Source organism: Bacillus sp. VA15 (genome assembly GCF_055721145.1).
On sequence record NZ_JBVQPQ010000005.1, the window covers coordinates 1 to 22,254 of the forward strand.

Sequence of the window (22,254 nt, forward strand, 5' to 3'; positions counted from 1 at the left end):
CCCACGTGTTACTCACCCGTCCGCCGCTAACATCAGGGAGCAAGCTCCCATCTGTCCGCTCGACTTGCATGTATTAGGCACGCCGCCAGCGTTCGTCCTGAGCCAGGATCAAACTCTCCGATAAAGTGGATCACAGGTTAAGTTCACCGCATCCTGCGGTGACACCTGTGTGACCTGCGTCGTGCAGGCCTTAGTTTGACTGACTACGCACATCGCTGTGCGATTTTATAAAAAATGAATTAACAGGTACGTTTTGTCTTGTTTAGTTTTCAAAGATCATTTTCACTTCTTGTCGAAGCGACTTTATTAATATAACATTTTGACTTTCTTATGTCAAATGTTTTTTTAATTTATTTCTCCGCCGCTGTGAGCTTGTTTTTCAGAAGCGCATCAGCGACGTTTAATAATATAACACGGTCAAGAATCAGAGTCAATATCTTTTTTAAAAGAATATCCTCGATGATAAACAGCCTGCCCTTTTGTTTCTATCTGGCAGACGTTGATAAGTCCCTTGTCCGTCAGGTAATCAAGCATAACGCCAAGGTCTTGGGTGAAGTGCTTTAAGTCAGGATGCTGAAGAAGCTCACCGAATTGCCAAATGTCTTTTTCATTCATTACTTCGAAAAGATGAGCCGAACCGATCTCAGCTTTGGAATGGATGAGAAAATCATTTGCTAAGAATAATAATTCGAGTCTTTTTTCCAAGCTCTCGTGGCTTTCGATCAACTCGGAATATAATTTATACACTTGAGGCTCCATCTGGCGCACTTGGCTCCATACCGTGGTTTCCGGATGGAATCCCCTGTCGATTACTTCAATACGCGCTAAATGGTGCAGCGCATGAACAACCGCGTTGTAGGCATCTAAAAATTGATTGGCTTCAAAAAAAGCTTTGCCTTCAACATATCTTCTGATTAATTTGCCGTATTCGAGCCCGATCTTCAGTTTGCGTTCGGCAAACGGAAATGTATTGAGCCTATCAATCAGCTCGACAATGTATTCGTTACGATCAAACAAGACTCTGCCATTGACAATCCAATCTATGATTCTTCTATTTGTCCCGAGCAAAATCCATTCTTGAATCTGAGAATCTGTTACGACATGCAAAGAAGCTGTTTTTTGATCAAATTCATAATGCTTTATAAAAACAGGCTCGTCAGCCTCCTTTACAATCACCAGCAAAGCAGCATCAAAGTTATCTGTTAAGGAAGATGTTTTGTTTCTTCTCTCAATCATAATGACAGCCAATGTATTGGGATGACTTGCTCTTTCTTGGTAAATTGGACGGAGAAGATTATCCATCACTATTCCTCCAATGCAATTGTTCAAAATTTTTTATTCTCTATTTGATTCAATTCTATGGTCAAAACGAAATCCCTCTTTTTCTAAACACATTGAACTATTATAAACAAATTCACAGTAAGTCTCCATATATAAATTCCAGTTCAACCGAAAACATGAAGAAAATCCCATTGGGTTTGTGCTATAGTTAAATCAGAGGGGGATGGACATGGCGAAATACTCCAGCAAAATTAATAAAATCAGAACATTTGCGTTAAGTTTGGTTTTCGTTGGGTTTATCATTATGTACATCGGTATCTTTTTCAAAGAGTCAGTTTTGCTATCTAGTTTGTTTATGATACTTGGGCTTTTATCCATCGGTCTCAGCACGGTTGTTTACTTTTGGATCGGAATGCTTTCGACCAAAGCGGTTCGCGTCATATGTCCGGGCTGTGAAAAAGAGACAAAGGTTTTGGGAAGAGTAGATATGTGCATGCATTGCAGAGAGCCGCTGACTTTAGATAAAGGCTTAGAAGGAAAAGAATTTGATGAATCTTATAATAAAAAGAAAATGTCCAAATAAAATAAGCTGACCGTTTCATGCGGTCAGCTTATTTTTAATGGTTTTCTTTTTTCGAACACTCTTGGCAGACGCCGTAAATTTCTAAACGATGGTGGCTTACTTTAAAGCCCGTGACATGGGCAGCGAGCTGCTCCACTTCGTCAAGGCCCGGGTAATGGAAGTCCACAATTTTACCGCAGTTTTCACAAATCGCGTGATAGTGATCGGATGTGACAAAATCGAATCTGCTGGAAGCATCACCGTATGTGAGCTCTTTTACCAAACCGGATTCCCGGAACACACGCAAATTGTTATATACCGTCGCTACGCTCATGTTAGGAAATTTCCCTTCCAGAGCTTTATATATATCGTCCGCTGTTGGATGAGCCATAGAGTTAACGAGATATTCCAGAATCGCATGACGTTGAGGAGTAATGCGAACTCCGGTTTCCTTCAACGTTTCTAAGGCTTCTTTTAGTTCATGTGCAGCCATCCGTCATGCACCTCTCTTCTAAAAAAAATTCTTACATTGTAATGTTTATAATTAGTGTAACTCTTTCTACGATAATTTGTCAATTGATATCAGGGTAAAAGTAAGCATATCATTTGAGGCTGATAGACGCATTTACTTTTCCGACATATCTTTGAGCGATTGAAGCGCTTCGGCTACATGGTCTTTCACTTTTACCTTTCTCCATTCTTTAACGAGCCGGCCTTCTTTATCAATTAAAAAAGTGGAGCGCTCAATCCCCATATATTCTTTCCCGAAGTTTTTCTTCAGCTTCCATACATCAAACGCTTCCGCCAGCTTATGTTCGTCATCAACAAGAAGCAGAAAAGGAAGGTTATGCTTCTCTTTAAATTTTCCGTGTTTTTCCTGGCTGTCGGGGCTGACGCCGATAATAACGGCATCCAGTTCAGCGAAGCTTTCATGGCTGTCCCGAAAATCGCATGCTTCAGTTGTGCATCCCGGTGTCATGTCTTTTGGATAAAAGTAAAGCACGATATACTTTCCTTTATAATCCGATAAAGTTACTGTTTCCCCATGATCGCCTTTTAACTCAAGATCAGGTGCTTTTTGTCCGATTTCTATAGTCATTACGTTACCTCCGGATGTTTTTTTATTAAGCGTATCCAATTCTTGTCCAGATTACAACCGTCGTCCCTTGCATCTTAAGACCGAATCCATTGTTCTTGTTCGGAAGCATGCTACAATAGAAAGGACGCATGGAGATATAGGAGGTTTTTATTCTTGCATACAAAATCAATTGAACTTCACAATGAGGCATTAGAACACATTGTCGGCGGTGTAAACAGCCCGTCTAGATCATATAAAGCAGTCGGCGGCGGTTCTCCCGTCGCAATGGAAAAAGCAAACGGCGCTTATTTTTGGGATGTGGACGGCAACAAATACATCGATTATTTAGCGGCTTACGGTCCGATCATTACCGGACATGCCCACCCGCATATTACAGAAGCGATTAAAAATGCAGCAGAGAACGGCGTATTGTATGGAACACCGACAAAACATGAGGTTACATTTGCAAAGATGCTTAAAGAAGCCATTCCTGCTATGGACAAAGTAAGATTCGTCAATTCGGGAACAGAAGCTGTTATGACGACTATCCGCGTGGCTCGCGCATATACAGGCCGGACAAAAATCATTAAATTTGCAGGCTGTTACCACGGACATTCGGATCTTGTGCTTGTCGCCGCCGGTTCCGGCCCATCTACTCTTGGCACACCAGACTCAGCCGGTGTACCAAAAAGCATTGCAAACGAAGTGATCACAGTTCCATTTAATGATATTGAAAGCTATAAAGCGGCCCTTGATAAATGGGGCAGTGAAATCGCGGCGGTTCTCGTCGAGCCGATTGTCGGCAACTTCGGAATTGTTGAGCCGAAAGAGGGCTTCTTGGAAAAAGTAAATGAACTGACACACGATGCGGGCGCTCTCGTTATTTACGATGAAGTCATTACGGCTTTCCGCTTTATGTATGGCGGCGCGCAGGATCTGTTACAGGTGAAACCGGATTTAACAGCACTCGGAAAAATTATCGGCGGCGGACTTCCGATTGGCGCCTATGGCGGCAAAAAAGAAATCATGGAGCAGGTAGCCCCGCTTGGACCGGCTTATCAGGCCGGAACAATGGCCGGGAACCCCGCTTCCATCCTATCAGGCATTGCTTGCCTGGAAGTGCTCAAAGAGGAAGGCGTGTATGAAAAGCTTGATCACCTTGGCGCTATGCTGGAGGAAGGCATTTTACAGCACGCAGAAACACACGGCATCACGATTACTGTCAACCGCTTAAAAGGCGCACTCACGGTTTATTTCTCTGATGAGAAAGTCGAAAATTACGAGCAGGCTGAACGCAGTGACGGAGAAACATTCGCTACGTTTTTCAAGTTGATGCTGGAACGCGGAATTAATTTAGCACCTTCTAAATATGAAGCCTGGTTTATTACAACAGCACATACAGAGCAAGATATTAAAGACACGCTTGCAGCGGTCGAGGATGCTTTTAAACATCTTAAAAACTAGAATTTGACACCTTGGACAGGAGCATTGAGCTCCTGTTTTTTTATGGATTCAAATAACGTGTAAGATTTTGGTCTTTTTCTAGAAAAATAGCTTGAATATTTGTATTGATCCCTGTATATTACTTAATTGTTTAGCAAATAAACTAACCGGGAATTTTAAGGATTAGCCATTTGCTATGTCACACAATTTACTATAGAAAGGAATGCACGCACAAACCAATGAAACTTGGTGCCCGCATTTTCAAAACCGGGATTGCGATTACACTTGCCCTTTATTTGGCTTCGTGGATCGGGCTTCCCGCGCCGATTTTCGCTGGAATTGCAGCGATATTTGCGATCCAGCCGTCGATTTACCGCTCTTTTCTCATTATTATTGACCAGGTTCAGGCAAATATCATCGGAGCTGTGATTGCCACAGTGTTCGGCCTTATTTTCGGACCCAGCCCGATTATGATCGGGTTAACAGCAGTTATTGTCATTACAATCATGCTGAAACTTAAAATTGAACATACAATTTCAATTGCTCTTGTAACAGTCATTGCGATATTAGAATCTGCCGGTGACGACTTTTTAATGTTCGCGCTGATCAGAACAAGCACAGTCATCTTAGGGGTGCTTTCTTCCTTTATCGTCAACCTTGTGTTTTTGCCTCCTAAGTACGAAACAAAGCTGATTCATAATACCGTCGAAAACACCGAAGAAATTATGAAGTGGATCAGATTGTCCATGCGGCAGTCAACAGAGCATTCGATTTTGAAAGAGGATATTGAAAAACTGAAAGAAAAAATGATCAAGCTTGATCAGACATATCTTCTATATAAAGAAGAAAGAAGTTACTTTAAGAAAACGACTTATGTGAAATCAAGAAAGCTTGTCCTGTTCAGACAGGCCATTATTACTGCAAATCGGGCGCTTGATACATTGAAGAAGCTGCATCGTCTGGAAAACGAGATCTATCATATGCCGGAAGAGTTTCAGGAAACACTGACTGAAGAGCTTGATTACCTGCTTTACTGGCATGAACTGATTTTGATGAGGTTTGTCGGCAAAATCAAGCCGCATGATGACGCGGATGAAGAAGGCATTCGATATAAGCAGCTTTTAACAAAGTCATTTTTAAAAAATCAGCAAAACACGGATGATGAGCTTATTGATTACAACATGCTCAATATTATGGCAAGTGCCGTAGAATACCGCGAGCAGCTCGAACATTTAGAAACACTCATCACAAGTTTTCAAACGTATCATCCGAAAGACTGCGAAATAGAAACAGAAGAGTAACCCGGTTAACCAGCCGGGTTTTTTATATACAAAAAAATCTTATATCCTTCGTTAAAAGGATATAAGATTGATGTTCAGCTCAAATTTTGAATGGTAAATAAGTGCTTGTATTGACTGTCATAGTCCATGAGTTCATCATGAGTTCCGATTTCGATGATTGTACCGTTTTCCATGACGACAATCTTATCCGCATGTGTGATCGTCGATAAACGGTGGGCGACAACAAAAGTTGTTCTGTCCTTCGCCAGTTTGTCCATCGCTTCTTGAATATAATGCTCACTTTCCAGATCAAGAGCTGATGTCGCTTCATCTAAAATAAGGAGCGGCGGATTTTTCAGAAATACCCGCGCGATTGAGATCCGCTGCTTTTGTCCGCCTGACAGCTTAACGCCTCTTTCTCCCACCCGGGTCTCATACCCTTCTGGAAAACTCATAATAAATTCATGGGCATTGGCAGCTTTGGCCGCTTTAATAATCTCTTCAAGGGTTGCATCAGGTTTGCCGATTGCGATATTTTCCCGAATCGTCTCACTGAATAAAAAGGTATCCTGAAGCACCATGCCAACCTGGTTGCGAAGGCTTCTCGCCTCATAATCGCGAATATCAGTTCCGTCAATCAGCAGTCTGCCGCTAGTCACATCATAAAATCTCGGGATCAGGCTGACGAGCGTTGATTTACCTCCTCCGCTCATGCCGACAAGAGCTACGGTTTCTCCTCTATTTACTTTTAAAGAGACATCATGGAGAATGTTTTCTTTTTCCTTTTCATATTGAAACGAAACGTTTTGAAATTCCACTCCTCCGCGGATCTGGTCAGCTTTAATGGCATTTGGTTTGTCAGTGAGTTCATATGGCTCGTCAATAAATTCAAACACCCTGTCCATTGATGCGATTGATTGTGTCAATGTTGTAGAGGAATTGATCAGCCTTCTCACAGGGTTGTACATTCTGTCAATATATCCGACAAACGCGACCATTGTTCCGACTGTCAGCGGTCCATTAATGACAAAATAGCCGGCACACGCAATGACGATGAGCGGCGCCAAATCTGTAATGGTATTAACGACCGCAAAGGTTTTGGCATTCCAATTCGTGTGGCTGATGGCTTTATCTAAGAAATGGCTGTTTTTCTCATTAAAATTAGCCTGTTCATGATCTTCTATCGCAAAGCTTCTGATGACCGGCATGCCTTGAATGCGCTCGTGCAAATGTCCCTGCACTTGAGCTAGCGCCTGCGATCGCTCCCTTGTCAGCTTTCTTAAACGGCCGTAAAAATACTTCACTGATATGCCGTATAATGGGAATAAAACGATAGAGATCAGCGTTAATTTAATGTCCAGTGTCAGCATGATAGAGATCACAATCAAAATCGTCAGCATATCAAGCCAAATATTCATCAGGCCTGTGATGACAAAATCCTTTGTTTGTTCCACATCATTGATCACTCGGGAAATGACTTCCCCTGTTCTTGTATTCGCATAAAAACGAAGGCTCAATTTCTGTATATGGTCAAACAGCTTGGCTCTTATATCGTAGAGTACCTTGCTGGCTGTCCACTGGGCAAAATATTGCCTATAGTATTCAACAGGCGGGCGTAAAATTAAAAATAAGGCGAACATAATCGCCATAATGGTGAACAATGACGTTGTTTTGTCACTGGCTGTGCCGCCTCCTTGAATAATGTCGTCCACTACGTACTTCAGAAGCAATGGGAGAGCAAGCGGAATGGAGAATTTTACGATCCCAATTAACACTGTAACGAAAATTTGCTTCTTATAAGGTTTGACGAATTGCATGTAGCGTTTCATAACCCCCACGTTGATTCCCCCTCTCTCTTTACCATGATGTGTGTGAGCCCATGTGAAAAACCTGTTGTACCCCGCAACAGGTTTTTACGTAACCATTATTTTGTATAGCGCAAATACCGTTCATACCACATATCGACAAACTCGGGCGCAAACGGTCCCTGACGCTGGTGAATCCAATGGAGCAGCGTGTTTAAGTAGTCTCTTAAAATACTGTCGATTTCTTTTGGATAATTCATGGCTTTCCGATGATCATCATATTCGTCTTCATCGAGAATATTGTAGGTCATGTCAGGAAAAACCTTAACATCTAGGTCATAATCAATATATTTAATTGCTTCGCCATCATAGGCAAACGGAGAACTGATGTTGCAATAGTAATGAACCCCGTCTTCCCTCAGCATCCCGATGACATTAAACCATTGTCTTGCGTGAAAATAACAGATTGCGGGCTCTCTGGTTATCCATGTCCGGCCGTCTGATTCGGTTACCATCGTCCGGTCATTGGCCCCGATGACACACATTTCTGTACTTTTTAAGATTGTTGTCTCATTCCAAATTCTATGAATCAGCCCGTTATGCTTATAGCTGTGAATTTGAATGGTTTCTCCTTCCTTGGGATAACCCATATTTCTCCCCTACTTTCTATAAAGCCCTACAGTTAGTATGTCCAAATTTGCTTACCGACAACGTCTTTTACCTATTATAACGTTACAAATTGAAAAATGAAAATAAAAGAGCCATTCCGGCCGGGGAATGGCACATTCCTGCTCTACACAAAGGAAGACGGCTTTTCTGAGCTGCGATAAGAACGAATCACCTGCTCTGTCTGCTTTTGAAACATATCCTGTATATCGGCAAGATGTTTCCGTTTTACCGCAATTTCATCCTGAATACCGCGCAGCCTTGCATCCCTTTCCAAATGCCGGAGTTCTGCTTCAATTTGTTTGCAGCGGTCGAGCTCTGATTGGAGATCGAGAAGCTTATCCATCGTTTTCATCTGTTCGCTTACCAGCTTTTCAAATTCCGTCATCGGTTCCTCCTTCAGCCTGGTGAAAGTATAAACGTTTCCTCCTTTTATCATTTCGATCCCAATACAGCAAACCCTTTGACTCATTCTGTAGACCTTTCACAAGTTTTGTCGTTTTACAAACAAAAAAAAAGCACTTCCACCCGAAGATGAAGTGCTTTTTTCTGTTTCAGTGATTAGCTGTTTTGTTGTTTGTTTTGTTCAGCAGATTGGTTTTGCTGTCTTACCTGCTGTGCGTCAGTTTCACTAGCGAATTCAGTGCCGAATTGACCTTGTTGGCCAGCAGCTGATTGCTGGTTTTGTTTTCTGACTTGCTGAGCGTTTGTTTCGCTAGCAAATTCAGTGCCGAATTGACCTTGACCAGCAGCTGATTGTTGGTTTTGTTTTCTAACTTGTTGTGCGTTTGTTTTGCTGAAATTGTTTGAGTTAGCCATTGTTATCACCTCCACGGTCATTAGAATGTGCAGGTGATCGTATAGCTATTCCTCTTTTTTAAAAATTTTTAAACGAGCAGTGAGCGTCCGCCGTCAACGATTATTGTCTGTCCGCGGATCATGTCAGCCTTGGAAGAGACTAGAAATTCAACAGTATCAACCATGTCTTTAATTTCGACCATGCGTCCTGCAGGCGTGTTTTGACGCGCATCCTCAAGCAGATCCTCTCTGTTCGGGAAGTGTTTGAGCGCATCTGTGTCAATCGCTCCGCCTGATACGGCATTGACGATAATTTGTTTTGATGAGAGCTCAACCGCAAGATAACGGGTTAAAGCCTCTAACGCCGCTTTTGATACACCAACCGTGGTGTAGTTTTCAAGGTAGCGGATCGAACCTAAAGAACTGATGCTGACGATATGCCCGCCTCCGTTCTTTTCCATTAGCTTGGCCGCTTCCTGAGCACAGAAAAGCAATGCTTTCGCATTAATGTTCATCGTCCAGTCCCAGTGAGTTTCTTCTAGTTCCATGACAGGTCTCAGAACGCCTGAAGCGGCATTATTAACAAAAACATCAAGTCTGCCGAACGTTTCATCAATTTGCTGAAACATTTCTTTGATTTTTGCCGGCTGTCCTACGTTTGCTTTTACAACAAGCACTTTGACGCCAAGCTTTTCGATTTCCTCCGCTGTTTCTAAAGCGGCTTTTTTGCTGCGTGCATAGTTAATAACAATGTTATAGCCGTTCTCCGCAAGTCTGATCGCGGCCGCTTTTCCGACACCGCGGCTGCTCCCTGTTACGAGTGCGCATTTATTTTGTTCCATTTTTCCTCATCTCCTTGTAGCGTATAGTTCTTTTATTTCCACAAACAATAATGGCAAGAACTTAAAAGGGGGTCTTCTGTTATGTATGTCGGACGTGATATGAGCGAATTAAACATGGTTTCCAAAGAAGATTGGAAAAACAGTGAACTCGCCTATTTTCATCATGCCTTTCAGCAAATTATGCCTTATTTGAACGAAGAAGGCCAATCAAAATACCGTGAATTAACGCAAGAAATTGAAGCGCGCGGCGGAATGAAGCGCAATGAAGCGGACTACAGCCACGGCACGCGCGTCTCCTACGATTAACAATTGTTTACGGAGCAGCCGAGTATGCGGCTGCTTCCACTGCCATCTTCCAGATTTTTTGATGTGATACCGGGAACGCAAATTGTTCGAGTTCTTCCTTCGTTACTTTTTTCAGCTCTGAGGTATCCGACACTTGTTTTACTTTACCGAAAAACACAGAAATATTCCATACCAGGTGGGTGAAAACGTGCTCAACTACACCTTGCAGATCACTGATATCAGCTTGTATCCCGCATTCGTTTTCTAAAAATGCAGTGAGCTGTTCACGCTCGGTTTTGATCCCTTTTTGTGTTTCAAGATTAGGGAATTCCCACAGGTTGGCGAGCAAACCTTTTGACGGCCGTTTGTGTATATACACTTGTCCATCTTCATCAGTCAGTACGATCGCGGCCATTGTTTTGATCCCGGGCTTTTTCTTTTTGCTTTTTACCGGAAGCTCCCGTTCAGTGCCTTCTTCAAATGCTGAGCAATGCTTCTGAACAGGGCATAGCAGGCATGAAGGTGATTTTGGCGTACAGATCAAGGCTCCAAGCTCCATCAGGCCTTGATTGAACTCTGAAGGTTTTTCTTTGGAAATAAATGCACGGACTGCGTCTTCAAAGATCGTTCTTGCTTTCGGTTTGGCGATATCATCCCAAATGGAAAGAATTCTGGACATGACACGCATTACATTTCCGTCAACCGCGGGAATCGGTTTATTATAGGCAATGCTCAGCACAGCTCCCTTTGTATAAGGGCCGACACCTTTTAAGCCGCCAAACTCTTTCTCTTCTGAAGGGACAATGCCGCCGTACTCCTGTTTCACTTCTTTTACCGCGCTTTGCAGGTTTCTGACTCGCGAATAATAGCCGAGCCCCTCCCATGCTTTCAGCACTTTTTCTTCATCAGCATCAGCGAGCGCTTCCACTGTCGGGAATTGTTCCACAAACCGCAGAAAGTAAGGAATCACTGTCTCTACTCTCGTTTGCTGCAGCATCACTTCCGATACCCACACTTTATATGGATCTTGGTCCTCTCTCCACGGCAGAACGCGCTGCTCCCGTTCGAACCATGAAATTAAATCATCGCGAAATCGCTGTATGTCTTTTTGTTTTAATTTGTCTTCAAGTACATTCATATGTGTTTCTCCCCAGTCTTTCGCGCCCCGCTTTTCTTTAGACTGTTTTTTGTTGTACACTAAGGGCACAGTACGATAATATGTTACATTAAATAGAAGTAAAGAAAAACGGAAACATATGAGAACGATTGAATCGGGTTAAAAATTGGGTATATGAAAATGGGGAATATCTTACAAAAGTGAATGTGCAGGACAATCCTGCAAGGAGGTCACCTATGGATACGGGCACACATGTCGTCATGGGCATCGCACTTGGCGGTATTGCGACGCTTGACCCTGTTGTCGGATCAGATCCGGCAATGGCTCACGCTGTTATGATCGCAACGCTTGCGGGCTCTCAGGCTCCGGATATTGATACTGTGTTAAAGCTTAAAAATAATGCTGTTTATATAAGAAATCACAGAGGATTTACCCATTCAATTCCCGCCGTTTTGTTTTGGTCTATCATCATTCCGGCGATTCTGTATTTATTTAATCCGCAGGCCGATTTTCTGCACCTGTGGCTGTGGACACTGCTGGCAGTCGTGCTGCATGTCTTTGTTGATATATTCAACGCGTACGGAACACAGGCCATACGTCCGTTTTCGAAAAAATGGGTTGCGCTCGGGCTGATTAATACGTTTGATCCGTTTATTTTCATCAGCCATCTGGCGGCTATCGCGATTTGGTATGCGGGCGGCAGTCCCGGCATCACGTTTCTTAGCTTATATATCATATTGGCAGGCTATTATTTGGTGCGCCTGATCATGCAGCTGAGAATTAAACGGAAGCTTCATGAGATGATTCATGATGAGATCGAAAGCATTATTATTTCTCCGACGATGAAATTCAGGCAATGGCGGATCGCAGTTACGACAGCCCATGCTTTCTATGTAGGAAGAAGCATGGAAGGGCATGTAGTGATTCTGGATACGTTTAATCGGGTGCCTGTTCCTGAAACCGAAGTGATGCATGCAGCAAAGCAGGATGATAACATCGCGGCGTTTTTGTCATTTTCTCCGGTTTACCGGTGGGAAGTCGATACGTTTAAAGATCATTATGAGGTGAGATTTATTGACCTGCGTTATCGGAGCAAAGGCCATTATCCGTTTGTGGCCATCGTTCATATCGGCCATGATCTCACGATTCGCTCGTCCTATACGGGATGGATATTCAGCGAAGAAAAGCTTCAGAAAAAATTAAAGCTCGGCTCTATTTAGAGCCGGGCTTTTTTCGTCTTATATATAAAACAGCAAGCAGCAGACTGATGAGAGATATGAGCGCCGATATTTTGAAGTATGGCGGATAGTAGGCCAGCTCAATGTGATTGTCTCCCTTTTGCGCCTTGAAGCCTATGAATGCATAATCCGCTTTTTCGATCGTCTGTGTTTTCCCGTTAATCTTCAACTCCCAGCCTTTTTCATAGGGGATCGGAAGCATGATGTATTGATTTTTTGGAAGACGATACGCGAACGTCAGCTTATTTTTATCCCATTTCAGATTGTCATCTTTGTCTGTTTTATTTTGCAGCACAGCGCTCTTCAGCGTTTGGTAATTTTCTTCATAGAGCGCTATATTTTTAAGCTCATACGTTCCTTTCGGAAGCTTGATTGAAATATGGTCTGATTTAGGCACTCTGACTGTGATATCATTTACTCCGGTTTTGTAAATCGATTGGTTCGATTTCCTTGTTGTGACATAATCATTGACTCTTAACGTAAATCCTTTGTCTTTTGCTTTGCTTTTCAAATAAAAGCTGACATAGTAGTCTCCAGGAGAGGATGACGCCTGTTTCGGAGTGATGATTAGTTCTCCTCCGTTTTCTCCAGTTACGGTAAGCAGTCCGTTTTCATACTGGGCATGTTTTGCGGTGATGTCGGACTTGGGAATCAGATTGGCCAGTTTTGGCGCCTTCTCCGTTTTCCCCGTTGGATCTGCTAGTACAATTCCTTTCAGCATTGCCTGTTCTTTCGCAAGAGCGGGCAATTTGTTCAGCTCGCTTTCGCTGTATATGGCATCGGCTGTTTTGACGAAAGGAAGCATGTATTGATTTTCATAAACCACGTAATGCTCTGATTCCAAATGCTTCTTGAAACCGTACGGGACGCTGGCTTCGTTTGTTTTTTCCGTCATATAATATTTGCCGTAAAGCAGGCTGTATAAATTCGCCCTGTCTCCCAATGACGCATAACGGCTGACGCTTTCTCTCCCCATATCGATGCTCAAATCATTCCAATAGAAAGTTAGCAGATGTTTGTTTAAAATGCTGGAATAAGCGCTGAATCCATTAAACCCGTAAATAATTGGCGTATTATTGCGAACCCCGTTCATCCAATCGATTCTCATGAGCGGATCATCGTCTTCCTTCTGCAAACGCCTGATGAGCTCAGATGATTCTTGCCCTTTGTATTCCTCACCCGTAAGATATGCTTTTGTCACACTGTCCAGCCCGCCGCCTTCTGAGAGTGCGTATTTTTGATAGGTGTTGGCAACAAACAGCGAAGAAAGAATAATCACACCGTACACAGCCACCTTTGCCCTTTTTTTCGCAAAAGCTGCAGCAAACAAGGCTGCGATTGTCAGGAATAAGAGCAATAGAATGCTTTCATTCGCAGGTTTCCATATATCCAGCTTATACCTTTGGATATGATACAAGTAAAGAATCAGGGCAACAGCTATGGCCGGGAGCAGTTCTTTCCATTTCAGTTCAGACAGCTGTGACAGGCCTGCCGCAGCTGTTCCCGCAATGGTAAAGGCCAGAACATATTCAAACCGGTTTTGCGGGGCGGAAAAACCGTTAAATACGCTTGCCGCATACGGGCTGAAATGAAAAAGAATAAACAGCAGGCTCAATCCGGCAAAGAGACGAAACACGCGGTTTTTGTAAAAAGAAACAATAAATAAAAACAACAGAAAGGCTGCCGGCACAATAATGATCCGGCTCGAAAATAAGATATTATCATCGAAATTAAGCCACTCTATTTTCTGACTGTATGGTGGGCGCAGGTTGTTTAAATAACCGTATACCACTGGCACAAACGCCGCCGCACTGATGCCAAAAGAAATGAGGCCTGAAATCAAAAACATTCTGCATTGAATCCATTTTTTCTCTTCATGCTTTTCCAGTCGGATCAGCCATCTGAACAGCACGTAGATCCCGATGAATATGAGGTTTATGTATGCAAAGTAAAAGTTGTTGATTAACGTCAGCGAGCACGCAATGATAAACCATGCCGGACGCCGCTCTCTGATGATGTTTTCTGCTCCGAGAACAAGCAGCGGAAGCCAAATCATTGTATCGGTAAAGAATTCCCAATACGCTTCGTGGCGGAAATAAATGATTGAGGCACCGTATAATACGGCCCCCGTAAACGACGCCGCTCTGTGTTTGAGAAGATAGTGAAAAACAGATGCGGCTGTAAAAATGATCAGACTCAGTTTGAAAATACTGATAAAAACAGCTGAATCCGCCCAAAAAAGCGTATCCGCTTCTCCGATCAGCTGGACGGCTTGAAGAAGCCAGACGGCGGCGGATACCACAAGAAAAAGAAAGGAAGCAGAAAAATAATAGCCGAGCTGACTGAACGTGCCGCCGCCGAGTCCGAATGAATAATTATAGAAAAAATTCCCGTGTGTATATTGGTCAAATAATAATTTTTTAAATACGATCATTTGCGCAAGTCCGTCACCCGGACCTGTCATATATCTGCCGTCTGTCCATTCTTTCACAAAAAAAGCGTGTGCCAGAACGGAAACCAGCAGACTGGCCGCATAGATCATGACATATTTTCTTTTCATATAATTTCTCCAGTCTTGCTTTTAAGATGGTAGACAAGCAAAAAAAGCACTGCCAATGGCGCTTGGTGATTTCAGTGCATTTTTGTCAGACGCCGCATGCTTTTCAATTCGTTCGTTTCAGGCAGGTCTTTGTTCGGGATATTCGCTTCTTTAATTAAATAATGCGGGCGTTTTTTTGTTTCATAATAGATTCGGCCGATATATTCGCCTATGATTCCGAGACTTAACAGCTGGACCCCGCCGAGAAATAACACTGCTGAAATAATTGTGAAATATCCGGGTACAGAAATGCCGTTAGTCAGAATTTTAACGAATGTGGCAATGATATAAATGATGGAAAGCATCAAGATGAAAATGCCGGTATAAAAGCATATTCTCAGCGGCTTATGGTTAAATGAAACGACGCCGTCCATTCCGTAGTTAAACAGACTGCTGAACGACCATTTGGATGTGCCGTTTTTTCGTTCGACATTTTCATAAAACACAATTTTCTGATCGAAGCCGATCCAGCAAAACAGACCTTTGGAGAAGCGGTTGCCTTCGCTCAGCTTCAAAAGAGCGTTCACAGCTTGGCGGCTTAACAGCCGAAAGTCTCCGACACCGTCACGCAAATCAACCTCCACCGCTTTATTGATGAACTTGTAATAAAGAGATGACAGGAGGGAGCGGACAGGGCTGTCTCCTTTTCTGTTCCTTTGGGCAATGACTTGATCATAGCCTTCTTCATAGCCTTTGATAAATTCCTTCAGCAAATAGGTCGGATGCTGCAGATCGGCGTCCATTACAATAACCGCCTCGCCTTGAACATGTTCAAAGCCCGCAAGAATTGCGGCTTCTTTTCCGAAGTTCCGAGAAAAAGATATGTATTTTACCCGGCTGCATACGGTTGCCAAGTCTTTGATCTGCTGAAGCGTGTCATCAACACTTCCGTCGTTTATGAAGAAAATTTCATAGTCATAATGAATGGTCTTGAATTCCTTTTTCAAAGATTCATGAATGAGTTTGACATTATACCCTTCATTGTAAGACGGGATAATAATCGAGATTAATCCTTGCTTCATTAAGGCACCTTCTTTTTTTATTCTATTTAAGTATTGCCTTAGGGGGAGTTGTAGACAAATCTTCAGTAAGGCTATTCCTTTTTTAAAAGTCGTTTAAACCTGTTTTTTGTTACATTTTATGGTGACATTCATCATTTTTATTTTGTCATGTTTAAAACGGACTATGAAAAAAACGCACAGAAAAAGTCTGCCATTATGACAGACGGATGAAGAGAAATTCTGACTTATTGTTTTTTAAGGTAAAGGTATTCCAGAATAAGCTGATTGACGATGGCCGGTTTTTCGTGGTTAATCCAATGGGAAGCTTCATCAACAAAAATGAGATGCCCATTCGGGCAATGCCTTTCCGTCTCTTTCGCAAGCTTTCTGCTTAAAAAGCGGTCTTCCATTCCCCAGATCATCCGGTAAGGTGCTGTTTCGTAAGCGGTTTTCTCTGAAAGGCTTCCTTTTCTGAGGGCTCTATACCAGTTCAGCATAGCTGTCAGCGCACCGGGCTGTTTCCACGCTTCTTTGTACTTGCTGACATCCTCTGACGTAAAAAGCTCAGGACGGGTCGATAATCCAATCGCTTTGTCTAATGTTTCGTAATCATTTTCCTTTAGTGATGCCTCCGGTATGTCGGGTAGCTGGAAGAAGGCGATATACGAGCTTTTCAGCCATTGCGGCGGATAAATCGGCGTTACGGTTTTCATGATGTGTGGGTGCGGGATATTGATGGCAATTAACTTTTCTAGATATTCCGGGCGCGTGGTAGCCAGATGCCATGCGACAGCTCCTCCCCAGTCATGCCCGATGACAATTGCTTTTTCATCTGTGAATTGGGAAATAAGCCCGATGATATCATCTCTTAATGTGTCAATCCGATATGAATCAATTCCGTCCGGTTTGTCACTGAGATTGTAGCCCCGCTGATCGGGAGCAATGACCCGGTAACCCGCATCGGCGAGCGGTTTGATTTGATTTTTCCAGCCGTACCAAAACTCTGGAAATCCATGGAGCAGGACAATTAACTGGCCGTCCTCCGGCCCTGCGGCCGCAACGTGGAGCGTAATTCCGTTTGTTTTGACAAACTGGCATTTAACTCCGTCCACTTATATCTCCTCCTTGACTGTACATCATGTTTTTCAGCCTTTTCTCCGTTAGCATAAACGTAATGACACAGGCGGCAAGCAGCAGGATAAGCTGAAGAATGATCAAGTTTGATCTCAGCAGCAACCCCATTCCCGCAATCACCAGGCCTGACAGGATCATCAATGATGCACTGTAACGGTTCGCTTCATCCCATAATCTTTGACCTGACATTGAACGTCTCGTTCTGTATCCGTACACACTGTTGATGGATTCGGGAGGAAACAGTTTGATCAGTATACCCGCAATGATCATAAGCCCTCCGCCGACTAAACCAGCCATATCATCATCTCCTTTCTCATTGTTACGTGCAGAAAGAAGAAATGTTTCATACATAGGCAAAAAGACAAGCCTCAGCCTGCCTTATTTATCGTATTTGTAAGTCCTTTGACTGAATATATCCCTTGACTCCGCCATAATCAACGAAAGCCCATGTGAAGTCAAATCCGCCGTTTTCACTGAATCCCCATCCAAGTAATGTCACCTCTGTTCCGGATGAGAGCTGTTTTGCTTTTCCGTTTTCGGGTGTCGGTGCATAGAAGGCTGTCTGTTTCGCTGTTTTCGTTTGGCTTGCGGTTTTCATTAAGAAGTGTGTTGAAATATATGCTTTTTTTCCTTTGAATTGAATTTGAGCCCAATCGGCATTTGCGAAACCATTGACTGTGACTTTTTGTTCTGATGATAAAGTGCCAAGAATTTTGCCTTTATGATTTGGCTCGGTCCGGACATTCAGCTTTCCTGCTTTTATGATGTAAGAATCGGATGATGGCATGCTGACAGATATGTCGTGAAGGGGCGCAGCTTGTGCTGCGGGAGCGGAATAAAGTGCTGTCAAACTCAGTCCTGCGGCAGCTGTTAAAGCGAGCATTACTTGTTTCTTTTTCATATAAAGCTCCTCCTCGCATTTGACAAGATATAAGTGGTATTCCCTGATTGACCGGCGGGCGAAACACGTTTTGTTTATTTTTTCTGCCTGTTAAGGTAATTTTAAGGAAATGAAAAAACCTGCCGGATGATAACGGCAGGTTTTTTTAATGCAAAAGGCCTCTGCTTTGGTTTAAGTAATCATTTACGTCGTCACGGGAGCTTTGGAAAAGGTGGAGCTGGCCGCCATAGTTTTCGATCCATTGTGTGACGATTTTCTCTGTCATTTTTTCACCCTGATAGGCGTGTCCGGCTTTTGCATAAGTTGCTTCGAAATCGCTCCATAACAATTCCACCCATGATTTTGCCTGTATATAGCTAATCATATCGTTCTTTTCCAGAAGCAGATTTGTCAGTTTCTCAATATACGTATCCATGTGTGCAGTCTCCTTTCTTCAGGAAATAAATGACGCTTTAAAACGTGCTGTTCTCCATATACTAACCTTACGTCTTCATTTGGAAAGACGCAACTTTTTGATCTCGAACCTAGGGGGAAATGACATGGTCCGGAATAAAGAAAAAGGATTTCCTTACGAAAACGAAAATAAATTTCAGGGTGAACCGAGAGCAAAGGATGACTATGCTTCAAAGCGTGCTGACGGATCAATCAATCAGCATCCTCAAGAAAGAATGAGAGCCTCCGGCAAACGGTAAAGAAGAACAGCTGCATGCGCTGCAGCTGTTTTTTACCCTTTATTGACTTGATACTCATAGACGCTCTTCTTTTCAGATAAATGTGCGAAGGTAGAAAGCACGAGCCCGCATGCCGTCATAAGCGCTCCTCCAGCGAACAGCCAGGAATAAGAGCCTGTTCCGCTTAAAATCATTCCGCCGATCCACGCACCTAGCGCATTAGCAAGGTTAAATGCTGATACGCTGACAGCGGCGGCAATAGTTGTGCCGCTCTCAGATGAGGAAATGACCTTCGTTTGCAGCAGAGGCGGTGTGCCAAATGCACATGCTCCAAATAAGAACGTTGCAACAATGGCTGCAGCCGGGTAAATGGAGATGTAAGGAAATACGGCCAGCACACCGATCAAACCGATCATCACGCCGATCATCGTTCGAGTCAGCAAAGGAAGCGGCACTTTTCCCGCAAAGAAATTCCCTGCAACGCCTCCCAATCCGTACGCAAAGAGAGCGCCTGTAATACCGACCGTGCCGAATCCGGCTGAATGTCTCAAAATCGGTTCGATAAAGGTGTAGGCGATAAAGACGCCGGAATAGCCTAAAATCGTAATCGCGAAGGAGTACAGCACTTGTTTGTGTTTAAATACCCCCCACTCATTCATAAGCTTTGGGATCACTTTTGGTTTTCTGTTCGGCACAGCAGCCATGAGGCCTAAGAATCCGATGACACCAAGGGCCGTAATGATGGAAAACACAGCTCTCCAATTCAGGACATCTCCTAGAAAAGAACCGAATGGAACACCAAGCATTAGAGCTACTGTCAGCCCGCCGTTCATAGACGCTGCCGCAGCCGCTCGTTTCTCTGGCGGAACCATTTCACTGGCAAATACCATGGCGATCGCAAAGAAAGCGCCGTGAATGGATGCAGATAAAATTCTTGAGACAGCCAATACTGCAAAATTCGGCGCCAGCGCGCTCATCAGGTTGGAAAGGATAAAAATCGCCATCAGCCCAAGCAGCACAGGCTTTCTCGGGAGCTTGACGGAAATGATGGTGACAATCGGGCCAGTCAAACAGACGCTTGCCGCATAGGCCGTGACAAGAAGCCCCGCAGATGAAACCTGTATATGAAAGTCATTGGCAATCGACGTCAAAATACCCATCACTGCGTATTCTGTGTATCCGATTGAAAATGTACAAATCATAAGAACAAATATAATAAATTTTACAGATGGGTTTTTGATACTCAACGTCATCGCCTCCTTCGATTTTAAAAAACAACGAGTTTCATCTTAAAAGATTTTTGGAGTGAATTCAATGATTTTTTCTTTAAGATTTCGTGTAAATGTGCTGCACATAAAAAGAGGCTGATATCCAGCCTCCTTGTTACGCTTATTTCTTTTCTTGCAATACTGAGATTGGCAGCGCTTCCTCTTGTTGTGGGGACGAAGTTCTGTATCCCCATGCGAAAACGCCATTTAAATAGCTGATGGTAAACTCGTCTTCAGAGTCTTCCACACGATACGTTTCTCCCGTTGTGAAATCTTCCGGGTTCAGCAAATATGCTTTTGCCATCGTAATTTTCCGTTCGAGCACTGCCAGTTCGTTTATGATTCCATGCTGTTCGGCTTTTCTTGCTTTTTCTGAAAGTGATGCGATTTCGGTATTGAGTTCGTGCGGTGTCATTTGACTGTATCGTTTCTCCATTTTTTTCAGCTACTCCTCTTCCTGCAGAAATTGCTCGATTAAATCGAGTGAGAATCCTTTACGGAATAAAAATTGTTTGACCTTCATGGCGCTTTCATATGAGCCGTCATAGCGGTATTTTCTAAACGCTTTTTCCGCGTGAAGGCGCAGCGCTTCTTTCTCTGTGTCTTCATCATTTTCATATTCAATCTGCTCCAGCGCCGCTCTGATGACATCAAATGAGAAGCCCTTGCGCTGTAGCTGCATTTGGGCGCGCTGTTTGAGTTCTTTTGTTGAAAGTTTTTTATCCTTTTTGAGAAGCTTTTCAACATGCTTGACCGCTTCTCTCGTCTGATCTTCAAAGGAAAAGGAACTCAGCGCCTCCTTAATTGTATCGTCGCCGATTCCCTTCGCTCTCAGCTCTCTGAACAAAACGTCAGGACCTTTTCCATTCGTTTTTTTGTGGGTGCTGACATAGGCTACGGCAAATTCCTGGTCGTTTAAGTATTTATAGTCGTTCAGCTTATGGATGACTTCCGCTATGACAGGGGCCGGGGTTTCTTTTTTCTTTAAATAGTCCTCTACCTCTTTCGTTGACCTCATTCGGTAGGATAAAAATTCAAGCGCACGGTTGAAGCCTTTTTTCACTTCATCACCGTATTGAATCTCAATGATGTCAAGGTCATCAAGTTCTTTTCCCTTTTTAAGCTCAAATTTCACGAGTACGTCCGCGTCTACACTGAAGGCGTATTTTTCATCGAGAAAGATATTGAAGCGTTCCGTATTCTTTTTTTGCGTTGAAATTTTTGTGATAAATGGCATCTTAATCTCCCTTCTCAGGCCTGAAACGCGTTTTCTTTTATTAAAATGAGGTACAGTATATTTATTAGAACGATGAGGAGAGATGTTCATGAATATAGCAATGACGGGCGGAACCGGTTTTCTCGGCCAGCATCTGACGGGCGTTCTTACCCGGCAGGGACACCATGTTTATATTTTATCAAGAAACGCAAGGGAAACTGAACAAAAAAATATCACATATGTCCAATGGCTGACAGAGGGAGCTGCGCCGGAGCAGGAACTTCCTCATATTGATGTCTGGGTAAATCTTGCAGGAAAATCGATTTTTGGCCGCTGGACAGAAAAAACGAAGCAGCACATTCTCTCCAGCCGTATCAATGCGACGCGTGAAGTCCAGCGGCTTATTGATAAACAGAAGGAAAAACCGAAGACGATGATCCAAGCCAGTGCCGTGGGCATTTACGGCACTAGTCTTGAGAAAACCTTCACAGAGGATTCTGCAACGTCAGATGAGGATTTTCTCAGCCATACTGCACATTTGTGGGAAAAGGAAGGACAGAAAATTGAGGCGATGGGCATCCGGACAGTTTATGCGAGATTTGGCGTGATGCTTGGAGAAAAAGGCGCTCTCCCGCTCATCGTTCTTCCCTATAAGCTTCTGGCCGGCGGAACGATCGGAACGGGCAGACAGTGGCTGTCATGGATTCACGTCGAGGACGCGGCCCAGCTGATCTTATATGCGATTGAAAACACCGGCATCTCAGGACCCATGAATGTCACTGCGCCCAACCCCGTGGAAATGAAACAATTCGGAAAAACGATTGCACGGGTGAAGCATCGCCCGCACTGGCTCCCTGTCCCGGAATTCTTTTTATCAAAAGCATTGGGTGAAATGAGTCTTCTGATTGTGAAAGGACAGCGCGCTCTGCCTAAAAAAGCGATGATCTCTGGATTTCGTTTTACATATTCGGACCTTGAATTTGCACTCTCACAGCTGATAACGGTCCGAAAGACTGTATAAAAACAGAAGGAAGCGTCAACCTTAAGAATAACATGGTTGAAGGAGGTC

The 22,254-nt window shown here is 43.5% G+C and carries 25 protein-coding genes and 1 rRNA gene; 7 read left to right on the plus strand and 19 right to left on the minus strand.

The window, feature by feature from the left end:
• Together AC0DBE_RS13780 and AC0DBE_RS13785 are read right to left on the minus strand one after the other, a co-directional pair.
• Positions 1-124: ribosomal RNA gene (locus tag AC0DBE_RS13780) — 16S ribosomal RNA — on the minus strand; the annotation flags it as partial.
• Positions 125-417: 293 nt separating this feature from the next.
• Positions 418-1,302: a nucleotidyltransferase-like protein gene (locus AC0DBE_RS13785; RefSeq protein ID WP_072182519.1), complete on the minus strand. Its 885-nt coding sequence runs from the start codon at positions 1,300-1,302 to the stop codon at positions 418-420.
• Between the two features lie 208 nt (positions 1,303-1,510).
• Here AC0DBE_RS13785 and AC0DBE_RS13790 point away from each other — a divergent pair, with 208 nt between their 5' ends.
• Entirely contained in the window at positions 1,511-1,864 is a 354-nt protein-coding gene (locus tag AC0DBE_RS13790) for a YgzB family protein (RefSeq protein ID WP_014113119.1), read from the plus strand.
• A 34-nt stretch (positions 1,865-1,898) separates the two neighbouring features.
• On the opposite strand, the gene perR is transcribed toward AC0DBE_RS13790, so the two are convergent.
• Positions 1,899-2,336 carry a peroxide-responsive transcriptional repressor PerR gene (gene perR, locus AC0DBE_RS13795; protein WP_003223285.1) on the minus strand — a complete coding sequence of 146 codons (438 nt, stop codon included), beginning with the start codon at positions 2,334-2,336 and terminating at the stop codon, positions 1,899-1,901.
• A gap of 132 nt (positions 2,337-2,468) precedes the next feature.
• Positions 2,469-2,942, minus strand: a complete 474-nt coding sequence (bcp, locus tag AC0DBE_RS13800) for a thioredoxin-dependent thiol peroxidase (protein WP_472962532.1) — start codon at positions 2,940-2,942, stop codon at positions 2,469-2,471.
• A 153-nt stretch (positions 2,943-3,095) separates the two neighbouring features.
• Here bcp and AC0DBE_RS13805 point away from each other — a divergent pair, with 153 nt between their 5' ends.
• Positions 3,096-4,385: a glutamate-1-semialdehyde 2,1-aminomutase gene (locus AC0DBE_RS13805; RefSeq protein WP_072182518.1), complete on the plus strand. Its 1,290-nt coding sequence runs from the start codon at positions 3,096-3,098 to the stop codon at positions 4,383-4,385.
• Between the two features lie 218 nt (positions 4,386-4,603).
• On the plus strand, positions 4,604-5,665 hold the full coding sequence (locus AC0DBE_RS13810) for an aromatic acid exporter family protein (RefSeq protein WP_014113117.1): 1,062 nt from the start codon (positions 4,604-4,606) through the stop codon (positions 5,663-5,665).
• Between the two features lie 74 nt (positions 5,666-5,739).
• On the opposite strand, the gene AC0DBE_RS13815 is transcribed toward AC0DBE_RS13810, so the two are convergent.
• The 5 genes from AC0DBE_RS13815 to fabL all read right to left on the minus strand — a co-directional run bounded on the left by AC0DBE_RS13815 (position 5,740) and on the right by fabL (position 9,755).
• Positions 5,740-7,482, minus strand: coding sequence for an ABC transporter ATP-binding protein (locus AC0DBE_RS13815; protein WP_109491774.1), 1,743 nt, complete (start codon positions 7,480-7,482; stop codon positions 5,740-5,742).
• Between the two features lie 86 nt (positions 7,483-7,568).
• Positions 7,569-8,099: a nucleoside tri-diphosphate phosphatase gene (gene ntdP / locus AC0DBE_RS13820; protein WP_003223272.1), complete on the minus strand. Its 531-nt coding sequence runs from the start codon at positions 8,097-8,099 to the stop codon at positions 7,569-7,571.
• A gap of 143 nt (positions 8,100-8,242) precedes the next feature.
• Positions 8,243-8,503, minus strand: coding sequence for a YgaB family protein (locus tag AC0DBE_RS13825; RefSeq protein ID WP_014113115.1), 261 nt, complete (start codon positions 8,501-8,503; stop codon positions 8,243-8,245).
• A gap of 173 nt (positions 8,504-8,676) precedes the next feature.
• A complete protein-coding gene (gene sspE, locus AC0DBE_RS13830) occupies positions 8,677-8,934 on the minus strand; it encodes a gamma type acid-soluble spore protein SspE (RefSeq protein ID WP_014113114.1) in 258 nt (85 codons plus the stop codon).
• Between the two features lie 68 nt (positions 8,935-9,002).
• A complete protein-coding gene (gene fabL, locus AC0DBE_RS13835; RefSeq protein ID WP_014113113.1) occupies positions 9,003-9,755 on the minus strand; it encodes an enoyl-[acyl-carrier-protein] reductase FabL in 753 nt (250 codons plus the stop codon).
• 81 nt (positions 9,756-9,836) lie between these two features.
• Here fabL and AC0DBE_RS13840 point away from each other — a divergent pair, with 81 nt between their 5' ends.
• The gene (locus tag AC0DBE_RS13840; RefSeq protein WP_003223257.1) at positions 9,837-10,061 is read left to right on the plus strand and encodes a hypothetical protein; all 225 of its coding nucleotides are present in this window, start codon (positions 9,837-9,839) and stop codon (positions 10,059-10,061) included.
• 7 nt (positions 10,062-10,068) lie between these two features.
• Here the strand turns inward: AC0DBE_RS13840 and mutY are convergent, their stop codons facing one another.
• Entirely contained in the window at positions 10,069-11,178 is a 1,110-nt protein-coding gene (gene mutY / locus AC0DBE_RS13845) for an A/G-specific adenine glycosylase (RefSeq protein ID WP_041520895.1), read from the minus strand.
• A gap of 215 nt (positions 11,179-11,393) precedes the next feature.
• On the opposite strand from mutY, the gene AC0DBE_RS13850 reads away from it, so the two are divergent.
• Complete coding sequence (locus AC0DBE_RS13850) at positions 11,394-12,377, plus strand: metal-dependent hydrolase (RefSeq protein WP_472962537.1); 984 nt, start codon at positions 11,394-11,396, stop codon at positions 12,375-12,377.
• Here AC0DBE_RS13850 and AC0DBE_RS13855 read toward each other — a convergent pair.
• The 6 genes from AC0DBE_RS13855 to AC0DBE_RS13880 all read right to left on the minus strand — a co-directional run bounded on the left by AC0DBE_RS13855 (position 12,370) and on the right by AC0DBE_RS13880 (position 18,445).
• A complete protein-coding gene (locus tag AC0DBE_RS13855) occupies positions 12,370-14,955 on the minus strand; it encodes a YfhO family protein (protein WP_472962539.1) in 2,586 nt (861 codons plus the stop codon). The two genes, AC0DBE_RS13850 and AC0DBE_RS13855, sit on opposite strands and share 8 nt — an antisense overlap.
• Before the next feature lie 71 nt (positions 14,956-15,026).
• A complete protein-coding gene (locus AC0DBE_RS13860; protein WP_472962542.1) occupies positions 15,027-16,016 on the minus strand; it encodes a glycosyltransferase family 2 protein in 990 nt (329 codons plus the stop codon).
• 224 nt (positions 16,017-16,240) lie between these two features.
• Complete coding sequence (locus tag AC0DBE_RS13865; protein ID WP_472962544.1) at positions 16,241-17,107, minus strand: alpha/beta fold hydrolase; 867 nt, start codon at positions 17,105-17,107, stop codon at positions 16,241-16,243.
• On the minus strand, positions 17,094-17,426 hold the full coding sequence (locus tag AC0DBE_RS13870) for an SdpI family protein (protein ID WP_472962546.1): 333 nt from the start codon (positions 17,424-17,426) through the stop codon (positions 17,094-17,096). Before AC0DBE_RS13870 ends, AC0DBE_RS13865 begins: the two co-directional genes overlap by 14 nt.
• An 85-nt stretch (positions 17,427-17,511) precedes the next feature.
• Positions 17,512-18,030 carry an SH3 domain-containing protein gene (locus AC0DBE_RS13875; RefSeq protein ID WP_326247546.1) on the minus strand — a complete coding sequence of 173 codons (519 nt, stop codon included), beginning with the start codon at positions 18,028-18,030 and terminating at the stop codon, positions 17,512-17,514.
• Between the two features lie 145 nt (positions 18,031-18,175).
• On the minus strand, positions 18,176-18,445 hold the full coding sequence (locus tag AC0DBE_RS13880; RefSeq protein ID WP_014113107.1) for a YfhJ family protein: 270 nt from the start codon (positions 18,443-18,445) through the stop codon (positions 18,176-18,178).
• A 124-nt stretch (positions 18,446-18,569) separates the two neighbouring features.
• On the opposite strand from AC0DBE_RS13880, the gene AC0DBE_RS13885 reads away from it, so the two are divergent.
• Complete coding sequence (locus AC0DBE_RS13885; RefSeq protein WP_003223241.1) at positions 18,570-18,722, plus strand: small, acid-soluble spore protein K; 153 nt, start codon at positions 18,570-18,572, stop codon at positions 18,720-18,722.
• Between the two features lie 32 nt (positions 18,723-18,754).
• On the opposite strand, the gene AC0DBE_RS13890 is transcribed toward AC0DBE_RS13885, so the two are convergent.
• The 3 genes from AC0DBE_RS13890 to recX all read right to left on the minus strand — a co-directional run bounded on the left by AC0DBE_RS13890 (position 18,755) and on the right by recX (position 21,206).
• Positions 18,755-19,948: an MFS transporter gene (locus AC0DBE_RS13890; RefSeq protein WP_014113106.1), complete on the minus strand. Its 1,194-nt coding sequence runs from the start codon at positions 19,946-19,948 to the stop codon at positions 18,755-18,757.
• 142 nt (positions 19,949-20,090) lie between these two features.
• A complete protein-coding gene (locus AC0DBE_RS13895) occupies positions 20,091-20,405 on the minus strand; it encodes a YfhH family protein (protein ID WP_072182506.1) in 315 nt (104 codons plus the stop codon).
• Positions 20,406-20,414: 9 nt separating this feature from the next.
• The gene (recX, locus tag AC0DBE_RS13900) at positions 20,415-21,206 is read right to left on the minus strand and encodes a recombination regulator RecX (protein WP_472962549.1); all 792 of its coding nucleotides are present in this window, start codon (positions 21,204-21,206) and stop codon (positions 20,415-20,417) included.
• 88 nt (positions 21,207-21,294) lie between these two features.
• Here recX and AC0DBE_RS13905 point away from each other — a divergent pair, with 88 nt between their 5' ends.
• The gene (locus AC0DBE_RS13905; protein ID WP_457895766.1) at positions 21,295-22,206 is read left to right on the plus strand and encodes a TIGR01777 family oxidoreductase; all 912 of its coding nucleotides are present in this window, start codon (positions 21,295-21,297) and stop codon (positions 22,204-22,206) included.
• The last annotated feature ends 48 nt before the right edge of the window (positions 22,207-22,254 follow it).

Coding starts and splice junctions, on each gene's coding strand:
- AC0DBE_RS13785 (WP_072182519.1), bottom strand. CDS start 1,302: ATGGATAATCTTCTCCGTCCAATTTACCAAGAAAGAGCAAGTCATCCC.
- AC0DBE_RS13790 (WP_014113119.1), top strand. CDS start 1,511: ATGGCGAAATACTCCAGCAAAATTAATAAAATCAGAACATTTGCGTTA.
- perR (WP_003223285.1), bottom strand. CDS start 2,336: ATGGCTGCACATGAACTAAAAGAAGCCTTAGAAACGTTGAAGGAAACC.
- bcp (WP_472962532.1), bottom strand. CDS start 2,942: ATGACTATAGAAATCGGACAAAAAGCACCTGATCTTGAGTTAAAAGGC.
- AC0DBE_RS13810 (WP_014113117.1), top strand. CDS start 4,604: ATGAAACTTGGTGCCCGCATTTTCAAAACCGGGATTGCGATTACACTT.
- ntdP (WP_003223272.1), bottom strand. CDS start 8,099: ATGGGTTATCCCAAGGAAGGAGAAACCATTCAAATTCACAGCTATAAG.
- AC0DBE_RS13825 (WP_014113115.1), bottom strand. CDS start 8,503: ATGACGGAATTTGAAAAGCTGGTAAGCGAACAGATGAAAACGATGGAT.
- sspE (WP_014113114.1), bottom strand. CDS start 8,934: ATGGCTAACTCAAACAATTTCAGCAAAACAAACGCACAACAAGTTAGA.
- fabL (WP_014113113.1), bottom strand. CDS start 9,755: ATGGAACAAAATAAATGCGCACTCGTAACAGGGAGCAGCCGCGGTGTC.
- AC0DBE_RS13840 (WP_003223257.1), top strand. CDS start 9,837: ATGTATGTCGGACGTGATATGAGCGAATTAAACATGGTTTCCAAAGAA.
- mutY (WP_041520895.1), bottom strand. CDS start 11,178: ATGAATGTACTTGAAGACAAATTAAAACAAAAAGACATACAGCGATTT.
- AC0DBE_RS13850 (WP_472962537.1), top strand. CDS start 11,394: ATGGATACGGGCACACATGTCGTCATGGGCATCGCACTTGGCGGTATT.
- AC0DBE_RS13855 (WP_472962539.1), bottom strand. CDS start 14,955: ATGAAAAGAAAATATGTCATGATCTATGCGGCCAGTCTGCTGGTTTCC.
- AC0DBE_RS13860 (WP_472962542.1), bottom strand. CDS start 16,016: ATGAAGCAAGGATTAATCTCGATTATTATCCCGTCTTACAATGAAGGG.
- AC0DBE_RS13870 (WP_472962546.1), bottom strand. CDS start 17,426: ATGGCTGGTTTAGTCGGCGGAGGGCTTATGATCATTGCGGGTATACTG.
- AC0DBE_RS13875 (WP_326247546.1), bottom strand. CDS start 18,030: ATGAAAAAGAAACAAGTAATGCTCGCTTTAACAGCTGCCGCAGGACTG.
- AC0DBE_RS13880 (WP_014113107.1), bottom strand. CDS start 18,445: ATGGATACGTATATTGAGAAACTGACAAATCTGCTTCTGGAAAAGAAC.
- AC0DBE_RS13885 (WP_003223241.1), top strand. CDS start 18,570: ATGGTCCGGAATAAAGAAAAAGGATTTCCTTACGAAAACGAAAATAAA.
- AC0DBE_RS13895 (WP_072182506.1), bottom strand. CDS start 20,405: ATGGAGAAACGATACAGTCAAATGACACCGCACGAACTCAATACCGAA.
- recX (WP_472962549.1), bottom strand. CDS start 21,206: ATGCCATTTATCACAAAAATTTCAACGCAAAAAAAGAATACGGAACGC.
- AC0DBE_RS13905 (WP_457895766.1), top strand. CDS start 21,295: ATGAATATAGCAATGACGGGCGGAACCGGTTTTCTCGGCCAGCATCTG.